This window comes from Collinsella sp. LCP19S3_H3 (assembly GCF_052119145.1).
Classification (GTDB): domain Bacteria; phylum Actinomycetota; class Coriobacteriia; order Coriobacteriales; family Coriobacteriaceae; genus Collinsella.
Genome location: NZ_JBQKFW010000003.1, coordinates 104,108 through 126,313 on the forward strand (window position 1 = coordinate 104,108; position 22,206 = coordinate 126,313).

Sequence of the window (22,206 nt, forward strand, 5' to 3'; positions counted from 1 at the left end):
TTTAGCTACCCCCATATGTCGGTTGAGATGTGTTCCGACCCCGACTCATTCGCCGTCAGCCAAAGGGTAGCTAAAAAAGCCCCGTCCCAAATTAGCTACCCCGCCAACGGCGTCCTTAGATCACCGTCACTCTGCCTTGGTTACCCACGATGGCCTTGGCCTCGGCCAACAGCGGAATCGAGCGTGCGTTGACCTTAGCAGGTACCTCGGCACGCAGCACGCGCCCGTCCGCCTGCTCGATAAAGATCTCTACGCGGTCGCCGCCCGGGTTGGCGGTGAGCACCGTGGCAAGACGCGCCATGTTGCTCTGGCTAAAGCGGCTGTTGGGCACCATGACCTCAAACACCTTGGGCTTGTTGTTCTCCTCGTTGAGCTCAAGCGGCACAATCTCCTGCGCGATGATCTGGTCGCCGCGGTCCGAGCGCTCGAGCTTGCCCTTAATGCGCACAAACGCATCGGACAGCTGCGCGCCGGTCTCGGGGTCGACCTCGCCGTACAGATACCCCTCGGCCTCCTTGAAGGTCTTGGGGAACACCACGACCGTAGCCTCGCCTTCCATGTCCTCGAGCTGCACGATGCCCATGGGATCGCCGTTTTTGGTCACGCGCTTGGACACGCTCGAGACCATACCGGCCCACCACAGCGCCTTGCCCTCGGGAATTTCCTGGTTGATGGTGCCGCCCGTGGGGTTTTGCACCTCGTAGCCGGTGTCGATCTGCGAGAACGAGAAGTCGCGCGCTTTGCTGAGCGCATACTCAAACGGGCGCAGCGGGTGGTCCGAGACATAGATGCCCAGAACCTCCTTCTCCTGGCTCAGCTTAAGGTGACGGTCCCATTCCTGGCCATCCGGATCGGGTACGCTCACCTCAAAGCCCGAGCCCTCAACGTCGCCAAACATGTCGAAGAACGACGTCTGGCCGCTCGCGCGATCCTTCTGGCGCTTTGCCGCGGCATCGATGATGTTCTCGGGGTTGTTCTTGTCCACAAAGTGCATCATCTGACGACGCGGATACCCCGTGGAGTCGAAGGCACCTGCCTTGATGAGCGATTCGATCACGCGACGGTTGGCCTGGCTCGAGTCCACGCGCTCGACAAAGTCATGCAGCGTCTTAAACGGACCGCCCGCCTCGCGCTCGGCGATAATCGCCTGCGCCACGCCGGTGCCCACGCCGCGGATACCGGCCAGACCAAAGCGCACACCTTCCTTGGTAGCCGTGAACTCGGTACCGGACTCGTTGACATCTGGCGAAAGCACGGGGATGCCGTCGTGACGGCATGCCGAGACGTAGTGCACGATCTTGTCGGTCTTGCCCGTATAGGACGTCAGGACGGCCGCCATGTACTCGTGCGGATAGTGCGCCTTGAGCCACGCCGTCTGCATAACCAAGATGGCGTAGCCGGCGGAGTGCGACTTGTTGAAGGCGTAGGACGCGAACTCGAGAACATCGTCCCAAATCTTCTGGGCGACCTCGCGCGTGTAGTTGTTCTTGATAGCGCCGTTCATCCAGTGGTCGTAGGTGGTCTCGTCCGAGCCATCCTCCCAGTGGAGCACCGTCGACGTGAGCAGCTTGATCTTCTTCTTAGCCACGGGCTTACGGATACGCGAGTCCGATTCGCCCTTGGAGAAGCCGCACATCTCGACGGAGATGAGCATAACCTGCTCCTGGTAGACCATGGTGCCGTAGGTTTCGCCCAGGATGTCGTCCAGACGGTCGTCGTAGGAGACGGCCGGCTCCTTGCCGTTCATACGGTTGATGTAGGACGAAACCATGCCGGCGCCCAGCGGGCCCGGGCGGTACAGGGCGATCAATGCCACGACGTGCTTGTACTCGGTGGGCTTCATGTTCTTGATCGTGGCCGTCATGCCGGCGGACTCGACCTGGAAGACGCCGGCGGTGTGGCCGGAGCCCATGAGCTTAAAGATCTCGGGATCGTCAAAGGGAATCTCTTCCTCTTTGATGTCGATGCCGAAGTTCTTTTTGATGTTTGCCTTGGCCTTGGAGATAACCGTCAGCGTACGCAGGCCCAAGAAGTCCATCTTGAGCAGGCCCATGTCGGCAACGGTATGGCCCTCGTACTGGGTAATCTCGACGCCGCCCTTGGTGTCGAGCTTGGTGGGCACGTGCTCGTTGACGGGGTCGCGGCAGATCAGAACGGCGCACGCATGCACGCCCTCGCCACGGGTGAGACCCTCGATCGAGAGCGCCGTGTCGATGATGCGGCGGGCGTCGTCGTCCTTTTTATAGGCCTCGGCAAAGTCGGGATTAAACAGATCCTCTTTGCCGGGTTGTTTTTCGAGCACCTGCTTGAGCTTGACCTTGGGGTCGCTCGAGACCATCTTGGACAGGCGCTGGCCCATGTAGACCGGGTAGTCCAGGACGCGCGCGGCGTCGTTGATGGCCTGCTTGGCCTTAATGGTCGAGTAGGTGATGACGTGGGTGACCTTCTCGGGACCGTAGAGCTGGCGAACGTGCTCCACGACCTCGAGACGCCGCTCATCGTCGAAGTCCATATCGATATCGGGCATCTCGGTACGCTGCGGGGACAGGAACCTCTCGAACATCAGACCGTTCTCGAGCGGGTCGAACGCGGTGATGTTCATGGCGTAGGCGACGATAGCGCCGGCGGCCGAGCCACGGCCGGGGCCGACGCCGATGCCGTTGTCCTTGGCCCATTGCACGTACTCGGCGACGATCAAAAAGTAGGCGGCAAAGCCCTTGTCGCAAATGACCTTGTATTCGTACTCAAAGCGCTCTTTGATGTTGACGCCACCGATCTCGCGCGTGGCCCAGTCGTCACCGTAGTGCTGGCGCAGGCCTTTCTCGCACTCGCGGCGGAACTGGCTCTCGTGCGTCTCGCCGGGATCGAGCAGCGGAAAGCGCGGCAGGATGATGGAGTCCCAGTCCAGCTCAACGTAGCACTTGTCGGCGATCTCGAGCGTGTTGTCGCAGGCCTCGGGGCAATACGGGAACATCGCCCGCATCTCCTCCTCGGTCTTCATGTAAAACTCCGAGCCGGTCATGCGCATGCGGTTGGGGTCGTCGACCTTGGCGTTCATGCCGATGCACATGATGACGTCCTGCACGGGCGCGTCCTCGCGGCGCAGGTAGTGGAAGTCGTTGGTGGCGATGACCTTGACGCCCACCTGTTTGGCGATATCAATGAGCGTGCGGTCCATCTGCTCGTCGGTCAGGCCGTTATCGGTGGTGATGCCGTGTTCCTGGATCTCGATGTAGAAGTCGCCGGGGTCAAAAGTATCACGGAAGGTCTCGGCCCACTTGATGGCGCCCTCCATGTCACCGCGGTCGATGTATTTGGGGATGATGCCCGCGATGCAGGCGCTGGTGCAGATCATGCCCTTGGCGTGGCGGCGCAGGTTGTCGAGCGTCACGCGCGGCTTGTAGTAAAAGCCCTGCACGGCGGCCTCGGAGACCGTCTGCATCAGGTTGACGTAGCCCTCCTGGTCCTTGGCCAGAAGGATCATGTGGTAGAGCTCGGGTTTGTGGTCGCGGGCGAGCGTCTCGTCCGGCGTAAAGTAGACCTCGCAGCCAAAGATGGGCTTGATGACCAGAGGCGGCTTGAGCTCGTCGATATTGCCCTTCTCGTCCCACATGGCCATGTCCTTCACATACTGGGCATGCTCGCGCGGGTTTGCCTCGGGATCGGGCTCCACCAGCTCGTCGCGGCGGTCCTTTTCCAAGAAGGCCTTGTCGTGGCTCCACGTTTTGTACTCGGGCGTATTGTGGTTGACGGCGTCGCAGGCCAGCGCCAGATCGGGCACGCCATACATGTAGCCGTGGTCGGTAATGGCCACGGCGGGCATGCCCAGCTCTACGGCACGGTTGACCATATCCTGGATACGGGTTGCGCCGTCGAGCATGGAGAAAACAGTGTGGTTGTGCAGATGGACGAATGCCATGTGATGAGCTCCGATGCGGGTTCGTGTTCTGACTGAACGATTTTACCCCACGGCGCGGACAGCGCCCGAACCTAGCCAAACCCACACGGGTAGTCTTTTTGGGACCTTCAAAAAGGGGAATGAGGGCATCCAGATATATCGAGCATTACTGGAACCCCGGCGATGCGCGGAATGATTTGTGACGAATAGTCATGTCCATCAAGAAGGCTCGACGCTTCGGATAGCTCGTCAATCGATATATCAATGCTTGGAGACCTGTATTCCTATCATTTTTAATGAAACAACGGCGGTAATTGCTATCGCGATTGCACCAATAATACCGAGCGCTATCTGAATGGGATATAACCCCAACACATGTCCAAATATGGAGAAAAACATTGCGGAAAAGAGAGCCCTTACCAGAGACGCGACGGAAAGGATCGTCGCGCGGAGATCGTCCGCTATCGCGTCTTGGATTAAGTTTTCCGAAGTGATGTACACCACTTCTGGGAGAAAACAAAGCACCATGCTAAGGCCAAACAAACACAGCGGATTTGAAGCGAACCACGGAAGAATCATGAAAAGGCCAGCCTCGATTAGCATCGAGCCGAGCATGGTATTTCTTTTCCCGAAACGCGATGAGAAGAAATCTGCTGCAATGTAGGCTGTCGCATTTACTGCATAGGATGCACCGAAAAAGATTCCTATTATGGAGACGGGAGCATCAAATGCGTCGAATACCAACTGATTCAAATTGTAATAACTCCCATAGAATCCATCGAGCATGCTTGTGCCGATTAGAAGAAGCAATACCGCAAAAGCGGATTCTCCAACACGCCAGGTTTCGCGTCTGAACATCTTGGCTGTGTCAAACCTTCCCTTTTCAGAGCTTTCAGAACGGGTCGCTTCCGTCCTCTCAATGGGATACAGAAGGAAAAGCTGCAGGAGATAGAAAACGGAAACGCATACGTAGAGGGCACTCCAAGATACTTGGGCAATGAATGATCCGAGTACGATTGCCACTCCCGTCGCGATTGATTGCGCGGCAAGCAGCCGAGCGTTGATGGTGAGGAAGCGCTCTCCTTGACCGGCATTCCGGGCAATTTCATATAAAAGCGCTTGTTCGGATCCCGATTGAAGGGAGTAGGCGAGTGCCTCAACAAGGGAAAGCGCGACGAGAAAGGGGCCTGAGAGCAACAGCATGCCAGCCGTATGGAAGAAAAGCAGCAGCACGCCCACTTGAATCGAAAACTTCTTTCCAAAGAAATCGCCTATCAACCCTGTTGGCAGCTCGAAGACGACCGTTGCAATGTTAAACAGGGCTTGATAAAGCGCGATTTCCGTGACAGACATTCCTTTCTCCGCAAGGAAAAGTAGAAACACTCCCCGATTTAAAACAAATCCCGCGAGAACGAAAAAGGCGGAATAGATGTGCAGTTGCGAAGCGGCATTCTTATTCATTTGGCACTTCCATCAACTAATTTTGTCGGGCCGGTCGCTACTGACTCGAAGCCTGAAGTGTTCACAGTTGATGTGAAGAGCGGTAAAGCTTTTGCACAGGGTATCAATGGAATACATCCAAAGCGTTTTCGGCAGTATCATCGGCGAAGGCGGGATTAGCCTTTACGCGGCGCTCACCCTCGATGTATTTGACGATTTGATCAATCGTCTGGTTGGCATGGCTCTTGAGCTTGCGCTCATAGAAGAAGAGGCCGAGCTTGCCGCGCGTGCCAGACGTGTTGCCACCCACACCCTGAAAATCCTCGGTATAGGTGAGCTCGCAGGCACCATCGCCAGCAGGTGCAGCCTCATAGCGCATGGTATTGATGCCCGTCGCATACTGAAAACGGACCTCATAGAGACACGGGTACTCAAAGTGCTTGATCTTAACCTTGATCGCCGTGCCCTTGGCCTTGCCTTTTGCGGACTGGGCGCGCTTCTCGTACTTATAGCCGTTGAGCTTGTTGCGGCTGGGACGCTTGCCCGTGGCGTTCTCGATATCCTGCATGATGAACCCCGCCAGAGCGTCAAAAAGCTCCTCCGGCGTCACCTTAAGCGTTTTGGTGAGCTGCATGATGCCTCCTAATTCGTTTGAACCGTTCGAGCCATTGTACCGCCCCAGGCTCTCCCATGCGTTGCGGTGCCATTTGGACGATTGAGGGCTTTGCGGCCGCAAAACCAACCAAATAGCACCGTAAAGCCTGAGGTGGCTAGAGATTGTAGGTGACTACTTGAGGTTCAGCGGGTTCGACGAAGATGGTTGGATCCGGCTGCTCCACGCGGACGAACTTGACCGTCACCGTCTTAAAGCCCGCCTTATGCAGAACATCCGAATAGACGCGCGCCTGCAGGGCGTGCTTCTCGAGCAGCTGGTCGGGTGTCTCATCCGGCGTGCCACCCGTCTTGTAATCGATGACCAGTGCGCGTGACGGATCGGCCGGGTCGGTCGCCAGCGCATCGATGGCGCCCTCGGCATATGCACCGTAGCGGGCAATGTCCTTGTCCTCGCAGCCCAGCGAGAAGAACGGCACTTCGGCACGGACGCACGGCCAGGCAAGAAGCTCGGCACGGACCGACGACCTGAGCCAGCGATTCAGGGCAACGTCAAAACGCTCGCGCTGCTCCGGCGTCAGGCACCACAGGCGCGTCAGCGCATCGGCACGCTCAGCGGGCAGCGCATCGGCACCCATCTCGATGAGCCACTGGCAGGCGGCATGGAACGCCGAGCCCAGCGCCATGGGGTTGCCGGCGGGCTCGACAGCAGCCACGTCTGCATCGGCCATCTCCGAGCCATCCGACTCGGCATCGTCGCCCGCCTCATCCATGGGAACACGCGCCTCGGCGGCACGGTCTTCCGTCTCGGCATGGAGCGCCGCGGCGATCGACGAATAGCTGTACGAATCACGCGCCGGGAACGGACACGTGCCCATGCGCACGCCCGCCGCCTGGGGATATACGAGTTCAAACGAATCGGGCTTGGGGTCGGCAGGACCGGACACGGTTGAGTGCGCAGCATTATCGGCGACATCGGTATCGCCACGAACGAGCCTGCCCTCGGCATCCAGCGAAGCGTTGGCCTCAAACGCCTGCTCGCCAAAGGTAAAGTCCGAAAGCGAAATGAACTCGTAGTCGCCCGGCTGGGAGTTGTCGAATACCAGGCGGTCGGCATCGAGCTGCGGCATGTCCAGAGCGTCGGTCGGCAGAATGCGGCGCAGCACGTCGTAGGTCAGATCGGTCTCGACATCGAAGGTCGGCGCCGTCACCTTGCCACGGCTCACGCCGGCATCCATCGCCAAGATCACCAGCTCGCGCGCACGGGTCATGGCAACATAGAGCAAACGGGCCCGCTCCTCGAGCGAAAGCTGCAGGTCGTCGTTGCGCAGGCGGGCAAATGCCTCGGCGGGAGAACCCGTCGCACAGACGTCCTCCATGAGCTCCGGCGGTAGCCACAGCGACGTGCCCTTGCCCTTAAACGCATGCTCAAACTGCTTTTTGACGTCATCGCCCTTTACGAACGTACCGTCCGAGAGTTTAACGCCGTCGAAGCGTGCCGGCAGCGCCACGACCTGCGCTCCGCCCTCGACGCGACCCATCTGTGCCGCACCCGAGGACTTACGCACGCCAAAGCACTCGGCGACCGCAACGACCGGATATTCCAGACCCTTGGAGGCATGAACCGTCATGATGCGCACCGCGCCGTCGCCCTCCTCGTTGAGGGCGCCCGGGGCCTCCTTGCCCGCCAGGAAGCGATCGAAGGCAAGCGCAATGGAGCGCGGCGAGTTACCGAACTCGGCCTCCGCCTCGGCCACGGCATCGAGCGCCTTGAGCACGTTGGCGGCGATGGCCTTGCCCTCGGGGCCGCGCTGCGCCAGGCGCACGAACCAGCCGGAAGCATTGACCGCGTCGCGCGCGATGGCGGCGAACGAATCACGCCCCACGCGACGCAGTGCGTAGCGCAGCACCTCGCGGGCACGCGTCACGAGCGGCAAGCCCTGCAAGCCCGGCACATCGGAATCGCTCATGATGCCCGCATCGATGTTGCGGCGCGACGTCTCGCCCGTCTGATCGTCGAGTTTGGTCGCCAGCGCCAGGAACTCCTGGGCGCCCAGCGCAAACATCGGCGAGGCCAGCAGTGGCATAAGACCCTGCGCCGTATCGGCCGGATTGGCGAGGGCACAAACCAGGGCGCGCACCGTCTGCACCTCGGCAGCCTGGGCAAAAACCGAGCCGCCCGCGATGACGCAGTCGAGCCCCTGGTCACGGAAGGCCTGTGCGTAGACGTCTGCGTTGGTCATGCGGCCCAGCAGCAGCACCATGCCGCCCTGGGGCTGGCCGGCATCGGCAAGCGCGCGGAATCGCTCCGCGATCGCGCGGGCCTTGGCCTGTGTGCGCTCCTGCGCACTGCCGCCGGCAACAAAGAGGGCCTGGCGGCGCGAGGCATCCGCCACCAGCGTGTCCTTGCGGCCGTCGCTCGCCTCAAGATCCAAAAAGCCCTGCATCAGGCCGCCGTCATCGCCGTCGAAGACGCGGGCCACATAGCGCAGCACCTCGTCGTGGCTGCGGAAGTTGCGAACGAGCTTGACGAGCTCGCCGGCGGGGGTGTCGGCCACGGCAGTCGCCGCGGACGCCGCCGATCCCACCTTGCGCTCCTGGCGACGGAACACCTCGACCTCGGCGCCGCGGAAGCGATAGATCGACTGCTGCGCATCGCCCACGGTGCACAGCGCGCGCTCCCCCGCACCCGTCAGGTAGCGGATTAGATCGACCTGCATCTGATCGGTATCCTGAAACTCGTCGATCATGACCATCTTAAAGCGGCCCTCGTACGCAGCACGAATGGCAGGGTAATCGCGCAGGGCCTCGTAGGCCATGCGCAGCAGGTCGTTATTATCGAGGGCGGACTGGGCAGCCTTCAGTGCGCGATACTCGGCCTCTACAGAGCGGGCCAAGCCCACCAGTGCATCGAGCGCGGGGCCACCGCAGGCAAGCACGATATTGATAAATGCATCGGCGGTCTCGGCCTTGAGCAGCTCGACCTGCTCTTTGGGGAACGCCTTGCTCGCGCGCGGCATGGTGCACGACATCATGAGCCGCGCCGCATCGGCCATGGTCTTGCCGCTCGCCTCGAACGCGTCGATGGCGTCGAGCGCCGTCTGCGCCTTCTCGGTCGCCGCCTTGCTTGCGCCCAGCGCCGCGCGATAGGCATCGGCGAGCGCCGAGGTATCGGCCTGGCCACGCGCCACGCACACGTCGTCCATGCCGCCCGGCAGCTGGCTCGAGAGCTCCAGCAGGTCGCGCACCAGACCCTTGATGGTCGTGCCGGCACCAAAGGGGCCGCCCTCGCCCGCCATGGGATACCAGGCGTAGAGGGCCTTGAGCGATGCCGCGAGCTCGGGGGCGGCATCGGGTGCCGTCGCGCGGGCCAGCACATGCTCAACAGCCTGGTCCATGAGCTCGTCGGTATCGGTGAGCACCGTGAACTCGGGGTCGATGCCCAACTCCAGCGCGTGTGCGCGCAGGATACGCGAGCACATGCCGTGAATGGTCGAGATCCACGCGTCGTCGACGGTCAGCGCTTCCTCGTCCATGCCCTCGTCGATAAGCGCACGGCGCACGCGGTCGCGGATCTCGGCCGCGGCATCCTTGGTAAAGGTAATGGCGAGCACCTGGTCCAGATGCTCGACGAACGGACCGGATTCGGGCGAGAGCGCGTAGACGATGCGGCGCGTGAGGGTAAAGGTCTTGCCCGAACCGGCGCCCGCCGAGACAAACAGCGGACGGTCGAGCGTCTTGACGATCTGCAGCTGTTGCGGCATCAAGGTCGAAAGATCCATGGTCTACACGTCCCTCCTTACAAACGTTCCTTCGTGGTTATACGAGCAGCGGGCATGCGCGGCCTGCGTCGACGCCGGGTCGACAGCAGTGACGTTGCCCGCCTCGAGTTCGCGCAAGCGCTCGGCGATGCCGGCCTCCACGCGATCGAGCAGGGCGTCGAAGTCCATGCTGCCACCCTCGCCGGGGAAACCTTTCTTAAGGCCCGGGATGCGACCGTCGCCACGCTCTTCCTCGAGCAGCTCGGCGCTCGCGGCACCGCGCAACGCCGGCTTGCCGCCCTTGGTCGAAAAATAGAGTGCCGCACGGGTATCCAAATCCAGCGCCCGGCGCATGGCCTGGGCGTAGATGAGCGTTTGGGTATGTGGCGGCAACCAGCGCGGATCGTCGATGGGCGCCGTGCCCGATTCCTCGTCGCGCACCGTAGGATCGGCGAGCTTAAACTCCTCAACGCCCGTGCGATGCTTGTAGTCAATCACCACAGCGCGATTCTCGGCATCCACATCCACACGGTCGATGCGCCCGCCGAGCGGCCAGCCGGCATACTCGACCTGGAGCTCGTTGAACGCAAACTCCAGGTAGCGCGGAGCGAAGGGGGCAAGCGCCTCGGACTCGTAGGCAAGCACGCCCTCCAGCTGCGGCAAGATCTCGGCCACCTGACGCTCCTCCACCGGCGAGAGCGGCACCAGCGGGCCCTCGTTGCCACGCTTGCCGGCGTGCTCGACCAAGGTCTCGTCAAAGACCTCGTGCAGCAGCTCCTGCGCACGCGGCAGGTTTTCGGGCGTCACACGCTCCATGCCCTCTTGGGGCAAACGGGCATGCAGATGTTCCAGCACGTCGTGGACAAAGTTGCCCTTCTCCATGTTGCCAAAACCCGCGTCGATAGACTGGGGCTTAACGCGATACGAGACGAACCAGCACAGCGGGCAGGTGGAATAGGCCTCGATCTGCGAGGCAGACGTCAGACGCGGTACAAGCGGCGCGTCCTCGCCCTCACCGTCCCGATGGCGCAAGACCAGATATGGCACGGCTGCCTCGCTCAAATGCTGAGGAGCCTCGCATGCCACGCGCTCGCGCTTGAGGCCCTTGCCGACTGCAGGGTCAAAATCACCTACGATATCGCCCTCGCCCACGCATGTCACCTGAGCGGCACCGGTGGCCTCGGCATGCGCCCGCAACTCGGTCCACACGGCAGCCGGATAGCACTCGCGCGCCTGGCGATCGTGCGTCACGCGCGCAAGCGCAACCGGGCCACGTGCCGCCTCCATCGCGTGGCCAAAGCGCACGCGCAACAAGGCCGCAGGCTCAAGCGTCACGCCCTCGCGACCAAGGCCCGCAGCCAACGTGGCCAACGGTCCTTCCTCGTGTGAGAGCGGATAGCTGTCCAGATCGACATCGGCAAACAGCACGGCATCGTAGCTGCCGGGGCGCAGAGCCGCCGCATCGGCAAGCGAGGCAAAGCGAACCTGGGCACGTGGCGCACCGTCAACCTCGTAGGTCTCGCAATCGCAGGCGGTGCTACGCTTGTCCACCTTGGTGCGAATGCCATCGAGCACGGGCACGGTCGCGGCCTGTGACACGTCGAGCGCGCGGGCGCCATTCATAAGGATGTCGATGGCGTGGCGCAGCAGGGCCGCCTCCGCTTGGCGACGAGCTTGGCCATCCAGGCTGCCCAGCGAGCGATCGGGCAACGCCTCGGCAACGGCAAACATGGCCTTGAGCGCCGTCACGGGCTTGTCGCGCCACAGTGCCTGGAACACGTCCGAGACCACACACGGTACGTTCTTAAACCAGTTTTCGTCGCTCGCCGCCTTGCGTGCGCCCCTCACCTGGCCTTGCACGCTCTGCAGCAGGCTCTTAACGCCCGCGGTAGTCTTGCTACGCGAGAGACGCATATTCTTATCGAAGATACGGGCATTGGCGGCATCAGCGCCCGAAAGCGGACTGTAGATCCAGTCGGCAAGCTCAGGCGCGGGCCACCACTCGGTCTTTGACGCCACACCCTCATCGGCCGCCTTCATGCGCTCGATCAAGCTGGCAAGCGCCGCAAACTGCCTGCCCGCAATGGATTGGGAAAACGCCGTGAATTCAGTTGTCTCGGCAGCGATATGACGAGCCGCCAGACGAGAGGCAAGCTCACCGAACAGCTGGGGTGCCCGGGCAGAAACAACGAGCACGCGTACGGGGTCGGCGGAGAGGCCGGCGGTATCGTCGGCCCCGAAACCCTGGCGCGCTTTTACCAGACCATCAATTGCGTCCGCATAAGCATGAGCACGGGCGTGGGGGCCGGAGACCTCAATAAAGGCAGGCTGAGCGGTAGCTCCACAAGCGGCATCAGACGCGACGGCGTCCTCCCCCAGCGGCGCGACCTCAAACAGCACACCGCTGGCATCAAATGCCGCGGCAAGTTCCTCGCGCATCGCCGCCTGCTCGCGAGCAAGCAGCACGACGACCTCTCCCCCACTGTTCGCCACAGCAGACAGCAGCTCGAGCAGACCGTGCGTAAACGACGTGACGCCGCGTACACAGACGGCACGGGCGCACGCCGGCAGATTATCGGCCAGGGCGCTGGCCATAATGTCAGCCGCCTCGCAGGGCTCGACCATATCTCGACGGTCCAGACCGCCCGCGTAGGCACGCAAAAGCTCGAACACACGAGCCTCGGCATCGCTTTTTGGCTCAGGCCGGCAATTGTTGCCACGGCATCGCTCGGCAGCTGTCCCCGCCACACCTGGCAGCACATCGCGGGCCATGCGCGCAAGCATGCGCACCGTGCCCTGGCTGCGCGAAAGCGGCTGCAGGTCGACATCATCGAGACGCGTGACCATGTCCGAAAACAGCATCTGGCGCTGCAGGTTGTCGACGAAACCGCGCCCGTCGCCCAAAAGCTCCCAAAGCGAGCGAAGCCACGACGCGGGCGTCTTGTAATCGATGCCCAGCGAAACGCCGGCTTCCGCCGCATCATGACGGCACAGGTCGAGCTCGGCAAACGTTGGCGCCAGCAGCACGGCGCGCCCGTGGCGGGCAATAAGGTCGGCAAGCAGCGCCGACTCGGCATCGCTCAAATCCGTGCCGGCATTAGTGGTATAGATTCGAACAGGCATGGCCCTCCACTCAAACTGTTCGCAATAATCAATGCATCCATCCTACCCGCCCAAGCGGACACATTGCCACCGCAGCTTCATGTTTTGGTGCAAAGCAACCTGATCCCGGCGCACCAGCCGATTGCGGGCATATAAAAACCGCCCCCGGAGGAGCGGTTTTTCACAATTCGTTTTGCCGCGGCCTATTCGCCATCCTCCAGCTTAATGAGGATCTTGCGGTAGCCACCGTACTCGCCGTTGAGCGCCTTGGATACACGGCTCACCGTGGTGGACGAAGCGCCGGTACGGACCTGAACCTCGACATAGGGCTCGCCCTCGTCCAGGTAGCGCGCGACCTGCAGACGCTGCGATAGATCGCAAATCTCGCGCGGTGTGCAGATATCGGTCAAAAACGCTTGGATATCTTTCTCGTCGTCCAAAAGACTAAATGCGTGGACTAGCTGCTTGACATCAGGCTTGTCAAACATGTTCTCGATATTCATCGATCACCGCCAAACCCGCCAAAAGGCATCGAAGTTGATACTGGCACCGGGCATCGTTCGCCCATTCTATGCAATAGGGCAACGCATGTAGCTTTTGCCCGTAGCAGTTTAGCACACCACCAAACTAAAGTGACAAGACTCTCTGTCAGCGGCGCGTTTTTTAGGACGAACGCCGTTCTGAAACCGAATGCGCACGCAAGCTCCACGAATATCTGAGACAATGGGCGCCCAACGCAGAGGCGCACGCCAAGGCAACCATCCGATTCGCCGCGGCAAACGAGCTTACGCGCCACCAACACGTCACGCGCACCGGAAAGGAACCCACCATGCGCTTCTTGCTCAACTGGCTTTTGACCTCAATCGCTATCGCGATCGCCACGTTCCTCGTCCCCGGCATTCAGCCCTTCGGCATGGCCGACGCCTGGGTCTGCTTTGCCTTTGTGGGACTGTTCCTCAACGTCGTCGACTCGCTCGTCAAGCCGCTCCTGACGGTCATCTCGCTGCCGCTCACCATTATCACGCTGGGTATTTTTCAGCTTGTAGTCAACAGCTTTATGCTCGAGCTTGCCAGCTACCTATCGGTAAATCTGCTGGGCGCGGGCATCTCCATTGCCAGCTTTGGGTCGGCCTTTATGGGTAGCATTTTGGTGTCCATCACTCGAAGCATCTTCGACAGCATCGCCAGGAACTAAAGCAACCGGATACGGACCGCCACAACACGCCAAAACGAAGGCCGTCCATCGCAACGATGGACGGCCTTCGCCTTTGTCAAGCCTCAGAGGACAAGAAAATCTACCATTTCTGCCCCGTCCCCAAATGGCTGGTGGGGCTAGATGACGTAGTCGTAGCCCCCGTTGGGGGCGACGAGCGCATCGAGCGTCACACCGTCGAGGTAGTCGTTGATGAGCTTGTCCAGGTTCTTCCACACGTCGAGCGTGGGGCACTCGTCAGATCGCGAGCAGCCCTTGCAGTCGCCATCCAGGCAGGCGACCGGCGCCAGGCTGCCCTCGGTCAGGCGCAAGATCTCTCCCACCGTGTACTGCTCGGGCGGGCGCGTGAGCACGTAGCCGCCGCCCTTGCCGCGCATGCCCGAGAGCATGTTGGCGCGCACGAGCGTAGCCAAGATGTTCTCGAGATATTTCTCGGAAATCCCCTGTCGCGCCGCGATCTCTTTGAGCGGGATGCGACCGGCCGCCTGGTGCTCGGCCAGGTCGACCATAACGCGCAGGGCGTACCTGCCCTTAGTAGAAACCAACATATATAGTGCTGCCTTTCGGTCTTTTAATCCGTTGAAATTCTAGCCGAAAAATTGGCTTTGAAAATACCCATTCCAGTCAAGGTGGTTAATCAGCTCGTAATAATCTCCTATTTCCTATTGCATTACTAGGCTTTAGTGTCTACTATGCTTGCCAACAGCTAAATGAACAACCTATAAGGTTTATGGGTTTATCTACTAGGCCACCGTAAAGCCACACGGTATCCAGTCATTTGAACACTTTGGAGGTTCACCATGAGCAAGGTTTATACGTCCATCGATCAGCTTATCGGCCACACCCCGCTTTTGGAGCTCACTCACTTTGAGGCCGATGAGGACCTCAAGGCCCGCGTGCTCGTCAAATTGGAATACTTCAACCCCGCCGGGTCCGTCAAAGACCGCGTCGCCAAGAACATGATTGACGAGGCCGAGAAAGCCGGCAAGCTCGTGCGCGGCGGCGACTATACCATCATCGAGCCCACGAGCGGCAACACCGGCGTCGGCATCGCCTCGGTGGCGGCGGCTCGCGGCTACAAGGTGATCATCACCATGCCCGAAACCATGTCCGTCGAGCGCCGCAAGCTTATGCAGGCATACGGCGCACAGCTCGTGCTCACCGACGGCTCCAAGGGCATGAAGGGCGCCATCGCCAGGGCCGAGGAGCTGCAGAAGGAGACCCCCAACAGCATCATCGCCGGCCAGTTCGTGAACCCCGCCAACCCCGCCATCCATAAGGCCACGACCGGCCCCGAGATCTGGGACGACACCGACGGCAAGGTCGACATCTTCGTCGCCGGCGTTGGAACCGGCGGCACCGTGACCGGTGTGGGCGAGTTCCTCAAGGAGCAGAACCCCGAGATTCAGGTTGTCGCCGTCGAGCCCGCCACCTCCCCGGTACTCTCCAAGGGCCAGGCCGGTCCGCACAAGATTCAGGGCATCGGTGCCGGCTTTGTGCCCGACGTCCTCGACACCCAGGTCTATGACGAGATCATCCCCGTCGAGAACGACGACGCCTTTGCCACCGGCCGCGCCGTGGGCCACAAGGAGGGCGTGCTCGTGGGCATTTCGTCCGGTGCCGCCGTGTGGGCCGCGCTGCAGCTAGCCAAGCGCCCCGAGAACGAGGGCAAGACCATCGTCGCACTGCTCGCCGATACCGGTGAGCGCTACCTGTCCACGGCACTGTTCCAGGACTAGAGCCTATTTCCCATAGGTTGAGCTCAGGGACGAACCTGCCTCCTCTCTCCCGGCGGTCTGAGCCCATCCCGTCAGGGTGTCCCACGAGACGTCCGAACTTGCTACAATGTCTGCGGCGCGGAACCAGCCTCCCGCGCCGCTTTTCTTTTTTGGCCACATGCCACCAAGGAGAACCTCCCCATGCACAACAAGCGCGTGCTCGTCGCCATGAGCGGCGGCGTCGATTCCAGCGTGACTGCCTATCTGCTCAAGTGCCAAGGCTACGAATGCGTCGGAGCCACTATGCGCCTCACCTGCCCTGCGCCCGATCCCGTCACGGGCATGAGCAAGGTCGACCGTGACATCGCCGATGCAAAGGCCGTCGCCGATCGCCTGGGGATACCTCACCATGTGCTCGACCTGCAGCAGGCCTTCGACCGCAACGTTATCGAGCGCTTCGTGACCGCCTACCAGGAGGGGCTGACGCCCAACCCGTGCATCATCTGCAACCGCCATATTAAGTTTGGCGCGCTGCTCGACGCGGCGCTCGATATGGGCTGCGACTACATTGCCACGGGTCACTACGCCAAAACGAGCCAAGCGCCCGATGGCACCTGGCAGCTGCACCGCGGCGAAGACTCCAAGAAGGACCAGAGTTACTTTTTGTATTCGCTCACGCAAGAGCGCCTGGCACGCACAATCTTTCCGCTGGCAGGGTTGGACAAAGAGCGCGACGTGCGCCGCATTGCCGCCGAGCAGGGCTTCATCAACGCCAAGAAGGCCGAGAGCGAGGATATCTGTTTTATCGCGGACGGCGACTACGCGGGCTATATCGAGCGCCGCTGCGGGCATGCCGCCGAGCCAGGCGATATTGTATGGCGCGACGGCAGCGTGGTCGGACGCCACAACGGCGCGCTGCGCTATACCGTCGGCCAGCGCAAGGGCTTGGGCGTCGCGATGGCGCGCCCCGTGTATGTAACGGGCGTCGATGCCGCCAACAACATTGTGCATCTGGGCGAGGCTGAGGACCTGACGGCGACAGCACTCACGGCCAATGACTGGATCTGGAGCGCCCCTGCCGACCGCATGGAGGCAGAGCTCACGTCCGGCGACATTCGCGTGGGCACCAAGTACCGTTACCGTCAAAAGGACCAGGCAGCGACCCTTACACGTGGCGCCGACGGACAGATGCTTCTGACCTTTGACGAGCCGCAGCGCGCCGTCGCCCCCGGCCAGGCCGTCGTTATCTATCGCGGCGACGTCGTCCTGGGCGGCGGCACCGTAACCGCCGCCATCAGGTAGCCGCAGGATTATCGCCGCACGTGTCGAAGCACTTCAACAGCAGCATTCACCTCGATAACGCGACGCTCGAGGCCGCGGCAAATGGACTCGAGCCGGCCCTCCGCTGTGGCCCATTCGCTCTGCGAAAGAATCTCGATCGCCTCATCAACAAATCCGTTGAGCCGCGATGAATCGAACCAATCGAGTGAGTCCGCAAGCGCCAGCTGGACGGAAGGGTCGGGCCCAAACGGCTTAGCAGAAAACCCAAACTCCCCAGCTGCGAGCACGGCAGTTGGTACGTTGCACCATAGGCAGTTGCCGCTATCGAACAGCGGAGCAGGCCTTATCTCCAGGGTGTCGACATTGCGGATGATGCCGAAGTTTCGCCAATGGCGATCGCTGTTGGCCAAAAGGGCATCGCAGACAATCATCTGCGACATAGACCTTCTCACGGCAGCCTCGTCTGCTCCATGCTTACCAAGGAAGCGGCAGTACCGGTCGTATGTCGAGTTTCCCCGCTGGCTACCAAGTGCGCCCTTAACGTAAACAGCCGGAACGTATTCCTCGCGGCCGTCAAGAAAGTCGTCGCACAGACACACAGGGCCATCGAACATCCGCTCAACCGTATAAGGAACAAACTCGCCCTCCGACAACAAGCGACGATGTAGAGCCGTTGCAACCGCCTCGTTAAAGGGACGCTGATCGTCCATGCCGCAACCTTTAGCCAAAACGCGAATGCCGTTTCGGATCATCCACGATTTAGGGAGCTCGCCCTCGGACGTGTTATCCGGATTATTAAGACCGATGCCCTCCAGCCAACCCGAACGTCCCTCGGGCGCCGATCGCTCAAAATCATTCTCGAAGTAATTGAGGTTTCGCCATTTGAGCCCGTCGCGTTCTGCCGGCCGCAGCCAATAGCAATCCGAAAGCGAGAGGCCCAGGCACTGAACCGGGACCTCGATGCCACTGGCAATTCCCAGTTCACGATAGCGCGAGACGAGTCCGGGGCGAACATCGGGCACCGACCGATGGCTCCACCACACGTTGAGCTCCCGTTTATTCACCGTAGGAGAAGAGCTCGAGCACGTGCCAAACGGCATTCGTTGTGCATCGAGGACCTCCGCGATTTCGAAGGGAAATTCGCGCGACGGATCAAATGAGAGATGCGCGACCTCATGGTCGGCCGACATCAGCGTAAACTTGCGCCCCACATCGGCCGCAGGACGGCGTCCACGTTTGCGGACCTTTTGATAAGCGACCGCGGAATTGTACTCGACCATCTTCCGTCCGCCCACAATATCGCACGCGAGCGTTCCCGATGCGGCAAGTTGAGATATGCGGGCTTTCGTAACGCCCAGCAGGCGGGCAGCATCACCCATAGACAAGTACTCAGACGTATCCATACACCGCATCACCTCGTTAAGTAATTTACACGTTTAGTTAATAGATTACATATATCATAATACTAAACGACCCAAAGCGAAAAAAGGCCCGAGAAATCGGGCCTTAGCGATTGGTCAGCCGAGTCGCAAGCTGCTCCCCTAGCGCTGAACGTAGGCGCGAACCAGCTCATAGGTATTGCGCACGCCGTCGATGTGGCTGCGCTCGTAGTTGTGGCTCGCGTACACGCCGGGGCCGATCAGGCCGTGACGGATGTCGTAGCCGGCGGAAAGCGTGGCCTCAACGTCCGAGCCGTAATGCGGGTACACGTCGATGGCGTAATCGAGCTCCAGCTCGCGCGCGATATTGGACAGCGTGGTCACCAGATCGTAGTTGTAGGGGCCGCCCGAATCCTTGGCGCAAATCGACACCATGCGCTCGGTGCAGCCCAGATCGTCACCCACGCAACCCATGTCAACGCTGATCATCTCGCGCGTGTCGGCTGGCACGAAAGCGCCACCGTGGCCGACCTCCTCGTACACCGTAAAGAGCAGTGAAACCTTGCGCGAAAGCGTCACCTCGCCAGCGGCGACGGCACGCGCCAAGCCCAGCAAAATGGAGGCCGACAGCTTGTCGTCCAAGAAGCGGCTCTTAATATAGCCGCTCTCCGTCACCGTGGTGCGCGGATCCATAGCGATGATGTCGCCCGTCTGAATGCCCAGCTCAAGCACGTCATCCTTGCTGTCGACATTCTCATCGAGCAGGATTTCCATGTTCTTCTCGATGGTCTTGACCGGCTCGTCGGCCACGTGCGCCGAAGGCTCGGTATTGAGGACCACACCCGTGTACACATTGCCATCGCGCGTGTAGACGGTGCAGTTCTCGCCATCGGCCGTAGACCACTGATGCCCGCCGAGCGTCGTGGGACGCAGGCGACCATTGTCCTTAATGGAGCGCACCATGGCGCCCAGGGTATCGACATGGCTCGCCAACACAAGCGGCTCGCCCTCGCCGCCAAGCTCAACCAGCACGTTGCCCTTATTGGAACGCTCGGGGCCAAAGCCCATATCGCGCAACGTTTCCATTAGATAATCAGTCGCCGCACGGGTATAGCCCGTAGGCGAAGCAATCGAAGTAAGCGCCTTCAACTGGTCAGTAATATAGGAGAGCGTAGAATCCATCTTGGACACCAAAGTCACCCTTTCATATCGAATTAAACCCACAGCAACGATACCACCGCGAACCATCTTTTTACCTAGCGAGACAACCCATCGAGCTTCTCAGAGCGGTGCCCGCCACGATAACGAGCCGGCGGGCCCCGCCCGTTAACCCCAGAATCTTTCCGCAGGACAGAAGGAGGCCCCGCCGCACGTAGTGCGCAGCGGGGCCTCCGACATGTCCGAGGACGATTGTGGGGCTAACGGGCAGGGGCCCGCCGAACCATGTTAGGCAGCCGGGCAGATCTTCTTGAAGAGCTCGATGACATCGTTGAGCGTCGCCTCGCGCGGGTTGCCCGGGAAGCAGGCATCGGCCATGGCGTCCTTGGCCAGGACCTCGATCTCGTCAGCCTTCATGGCCTCGCAGACGTGCGGGATGTTCACGTCAGCGGAGAGCTGCTTAACGGCGGCGATAGCGGCGTCGGCAGCCTCATCGGTGCTCATGCCCGTGGTGTCAACGCCCATGGCGACGGCGACCTTGGCCAGGCGCTCGGCGCAAACCGGCTTGTTGAACTCCATGGCAATCGGCAGCAGCATGGCGCAAGCGACGCCGTGCGGGGTGTCGTAGTGAGCGGACAGGGTGTGAGCCATGGCGTGATCGATGCCCAGGCCAACGTTAGAGAAGCCCATGCCGGCGACATACTGACCAAGAGCCATGCCCTCGCGGCCGGAGCCAGGCTGGCCGGACTTGGCCTCGGCAACGGAGTCGCGCAGGTTCTCGCTGATCAGCTTGATGGCCTCAAAGTGGAACATGTCGGAGAGCTCCCAAGCGCCCTTGGTGGTGTAGCCCTCGATGGCGTGGGTCAGAGCGTCCATGCCGGTGGAAGCGGTCAGGCCGGCGGGCATGGAAGCCATCATGTCGGGGTCGACGACGGCGACCTCGGGGGCGTCGTTGGTGTCGACGCACACGAACTTGCGGACCTTCTCGGGGTCGGTGATGACGTAGTTGATGGTCACCTCAGCAGCGGTACCGGCGGTCGTCGGCACGGCGATGGTGAACACGGCGTGGTTCTTAGTGGGAGCAACGCCCTCGAGGCTGCGGACATCGGCGAACTCGGGGTTGTTGATGATGATGCCGATGGCCTTGGCAGTGTCCATAGAGGAGCCGCCACCGACGGTCACGATAGCATCAGCCTCGGCGGCCTTGAAGGCCTCGACGCCGTCCTTGACGTTCTGGATAGTGGGGTTGGGCTTGATCTCGGAGTAGAGGCTCCAAGCGATGCCGGCGGCATCGAGCTCGTCGGTCACCTTAGCGGTAACGCCAAACTTGACCAGATCGGGGTCGGAGCAGACGAAGATCTTCTTGTAGCCGCGACGCTGGAGCTCGCCGGGGATCTCCTTGATGGCGCCGGAACCATGATAAGAAATGGTGTTGAGAACGAAACGATTAGCCATTGATAGCCTCCCATCGTGTGCGGGGCACCCATTACGCCCCACGCTATAGCTCCCATCCTAACGCTTTTGAAGCGAAAAACGCGTGAGAACGTCAGATTATTTAAAGCGTTTCAACAACTGGTATCGTCACCGCCTGACCACTAAACAAAAAAAGGGGGCGGCCGAGATGACCGCCCCCTCCCCATTATTGATCAGTGTGGCAAGGGGTCAGCCCCTTGCCACATCATGCCGCTATTTTTGGCAGGCCTCTTTCCAATCTTCGCAGGCGCGCTTCCAGCGAAAACGTAGGTCGCGCTCGCGGTCGATAAACATGATGGCAAACGCCACGAACAGCAGCACGCTCGCCACCGCAATAGCGTGCAGCCCCATGCGCTCAATACACCAGTTTCCCAGCACAGCGCCAAACACAAAGGTAAAGATCACGCCAAAGTACAGCAGGCCGTTTTCCAAAAAGCCGCGCTTGTGGGTGATGATGTAGTCGTCCACGTTTTGCAGCGCGTTGCGCAGGTTACCGATGCACATGGTCGTGGCAATGCCGCGACCGTGGATCTTGCGGAAGCTCTCGACCTGCATACCGCAGGCAAACGAGATGAGGCAGTTGGCGAGCAAGTTGTAGCCGCCACCGGGGATAAAGCTCACGCCCAGCAAGATGACGGCTTCAAAGAACACCGTCACCTGGCGCCAGTGAATCACGCTGCCAAACCGTTCGTGTACCAGGTCGGCAAGCATAATGCCCACGGCAAACGACACCACAGGGAAGAAATAGCGCCCCGCAAGTGCCCAATTGCCCTCCGAGATGCTCACGCCCACCAGCAAGATGTTGCCCGTCTGCGCGTTGGCGAAAACATGGTCGCGCCCAATGTACGAATAAACGTCCATAAAGCCACCGGCGAGCGCCAAGATGATGCCCAGCTCAATAGACTCCGATATCTGTTTGGCACGCTGCATCGTCGTGCGCCCTCCTTGTTGACGACCCTCTCGTGCGTTGGCGGAAACATAGCCGCCGTTCATACTGTAACCCATTGACAACATGGCGCGCCCGCGAGACGGCTTCCCCAACGCGCAGATACACCGTCTGGAAACAAACGACGGGCGCGGCATCGACACCCGACACCTCGTGTACTCCACCAGTCTTTTTAGCCCCGTCCCAAAAAGACTGGTTACAATTACGTGCAGCATACAAACACCG

At 60.8% G+C, this 22,206-nt stretch carries 14 protein-coding genes; 3 read left to right on the forward strand and 11 right to left on the reverse strand.

Features of this window, described 5'->3' with window-relative positions; genetic code table 11:
* Positions 1 to 115 precede the first annotated feature (115 nt).
* From dnaE to ACTQZF_RS02355, 6 genes are all read right to left on the reverse strand, one after another.
* Positions 116 to 3,919, reverse strand: coding sequence for a DNA polymerase III subunit alpha (dnaE, locus tag ACTQZF_RS02330; protein WP_441014911.1), 3,804 nt, complete (start codon positions 3,917 to 3,919; stop codon positions 116 to 118).
* Between the two features lie 240 nt (positions 3,920 to 4,159).
* Entirely contained in the window at positions 4,160 to 5,359 is a 1,200-nt protein-coding gene (locus tag ACTQZF_RS02335) for an MFS transporter (RefSeq protein WP_441554468.1), read from the reverse strand.
* 103 nt (positions 5,360 to 5,462) lie between these two features.
* Positions 5,463 to 5,972 (reverse strand): DUF3284 domain-containing protein, encoded by a 510-nt coding sequence (locus tag ACTQZF_RS02340; protein WP_441554469.1) that lies wholly within the window; start codon positions 5,970 to 5,972, stop codon positions 5,463 to 5,465.
* A 136-nt stretch (positions 5,973 to 6,108) separates the two neighbouring features.
* Complete coding sequence (locus ACTQZF_RS02345; RefSeq protein WP_441554470.1) at positions 6,109 to 9,732, reverse strand: UvrD-helicase domain-containing protein; 3,624 nt, start codon at positions 9,730 to 9,732, stop codon at positions 6,109 to 6,111.
* Between the two features lie 3 nt (positions 9,733 to 9,735).
* Entirely contained in the window at positions 9,736 to 12,834 is a 3,099-nt protein-coding gene (locus ACTQZF_RS02350; RefSeq protein ID WP_441554471.1) for a PD-(D/E)XK nuclease family protein, read from the reverse strand.
* A gap of 182 nt (positions 12,835 to 13,016) precedes the next feature.
* Positions 13,017 to 13,316: a YerC/YecD family TrpR-related protein gene (locus ACTQZF_RS02355; RefSeq protein ID WP_154515917.1), complete on the reverse strand. Its 300-nt coding sequence runs from the start codon at positions 13,314 to 13,316 to the stop codon at positions 13,017 to 13,019.
* Positions 13,317 to 13,642: 326 nt separating this feature from the next.
* On the opposite strand from ACTQZF_RS02355, the gene ACTQZF_RS02360 reads away from it, so the two are divergent.
* Entirely contained in the window at positions 13,643 to 14,008 is a 366-nt protein-coding gene (locus ACTQZF_RS02360; protein ID WP_427717799.1) for a phage holin family protein, read from the forward strand.
* A 137-nt stretch (positions 14,009 to 14,145) separates the two neighbouring features.
* Here ACTQZF_RS02360 and ACTQZF_RS02365 read toward each other — a convergent pair whose 3' ends face one another.
* Positions 14,146 to 14,574, reverse strand: a complete 429-nt coding sequence (locus tag ACTQZF_RS02365; protein ID WP_154515923.1) for an RrF2 family transcriptional regulator — start codon at positions 14,572 to 14,574, stop codon at positions 14,146 to 14,148.
* A 252-nt stretch (positions 14,575 to 14,826) separates the two neighbouring features.
* Here ACTQZF_RS02365 and cysK point away from each other — a divergent pair, with 252 nt between their 5' ends.
* Together cysK and mnmA are read left to right on the forward strand one after the other, a co-directional pair.
* Positions 14,827 to 15,765: a cysteine synthase A gene (gene cysK, locus ACTQZF_RS02370; protein ID WP_154515926.1), complete on the forward strand. Its 939-nt coding sequence runs from the start codon at positions 14,827 to 14,829 to the stop codon at positions 15,763 to 15,765.
* Between the two features lie 57 nt (positions 15,766 to 15,822).
* Entirely contained in the window at positions 15,823 to 17,046 is a 1,224-nt protein-coding gene (mnmA, locus tag ACTQZF_RS02375; RefSeq protein ID WP_441545509.1) for a tRNA 2-thiouridine(34) synthase MnmA, read from the forward strand.
* 8 nt (positions 17,047 to 17,054) lie between these two features.
* Here mnmA and ACTQZF_RS02380 read toward each other — a convergent pair whose 3' ends face one another.
* The 4 genes from ACTQZF_RS02380 to ACTQZF_RS02395 all read right to left on the reverse strand — a co-directional run bounded on the left by ACTQZF_RS02380 (position 17,055) and on the right by ACTQZF_RS02395 (position 21,965).
* Entirely contained in the window at positions 17,055 to 18,428 is a 1,374-nt protein-coding gene (locus ACTQZF_RS02380) for a hypothetical protein (RefSeq protein ID WP_441554472.1), read from the reverse strand.
* Between the two features lie 138 nt (positions 18,429 to 18,566).
* On the reverse strand, positions 18,567 to 19,586 hold the full coding sequence (locus ACTQZF_RS02385; protein ID WP_117635086.1) for a M42 family metallopeptidase: 1,020 nt from the start codon (positions 19,584 to 19,586) through the stop codon (positions 18,567 to 18,569).
* A gap of 264 nt (positions 19,587 to 19,850) precedes the next feature.
* Complete coding sequence (fucO, locus tag ACTQZF_RS02390; protein WP_441554473.1) at positions 19,851 to 21,017, reverse strand: lactaldehyde reductase; 1,167 nt, start codon at positions 21,015 to 21,017, stop codon at positions 19,851 to 19,853.
* A 231-nt stretch (positions 21,018 to 21,248) separates the two neighbouring features.
* On the reverse strand, positions 21,249 to 21,965 hold the full coding sequence (locus tag ACTQZF_RS02395; protein ID WP_441554474.1) for a YoaK family protein: 717 nt from the start codon (positions 21,963 to 21,965) through the stop codon (positions 21,249 to 21,251).
* Positions 21,966 to 22,206 lie beyond the last annotated feature (241 nt).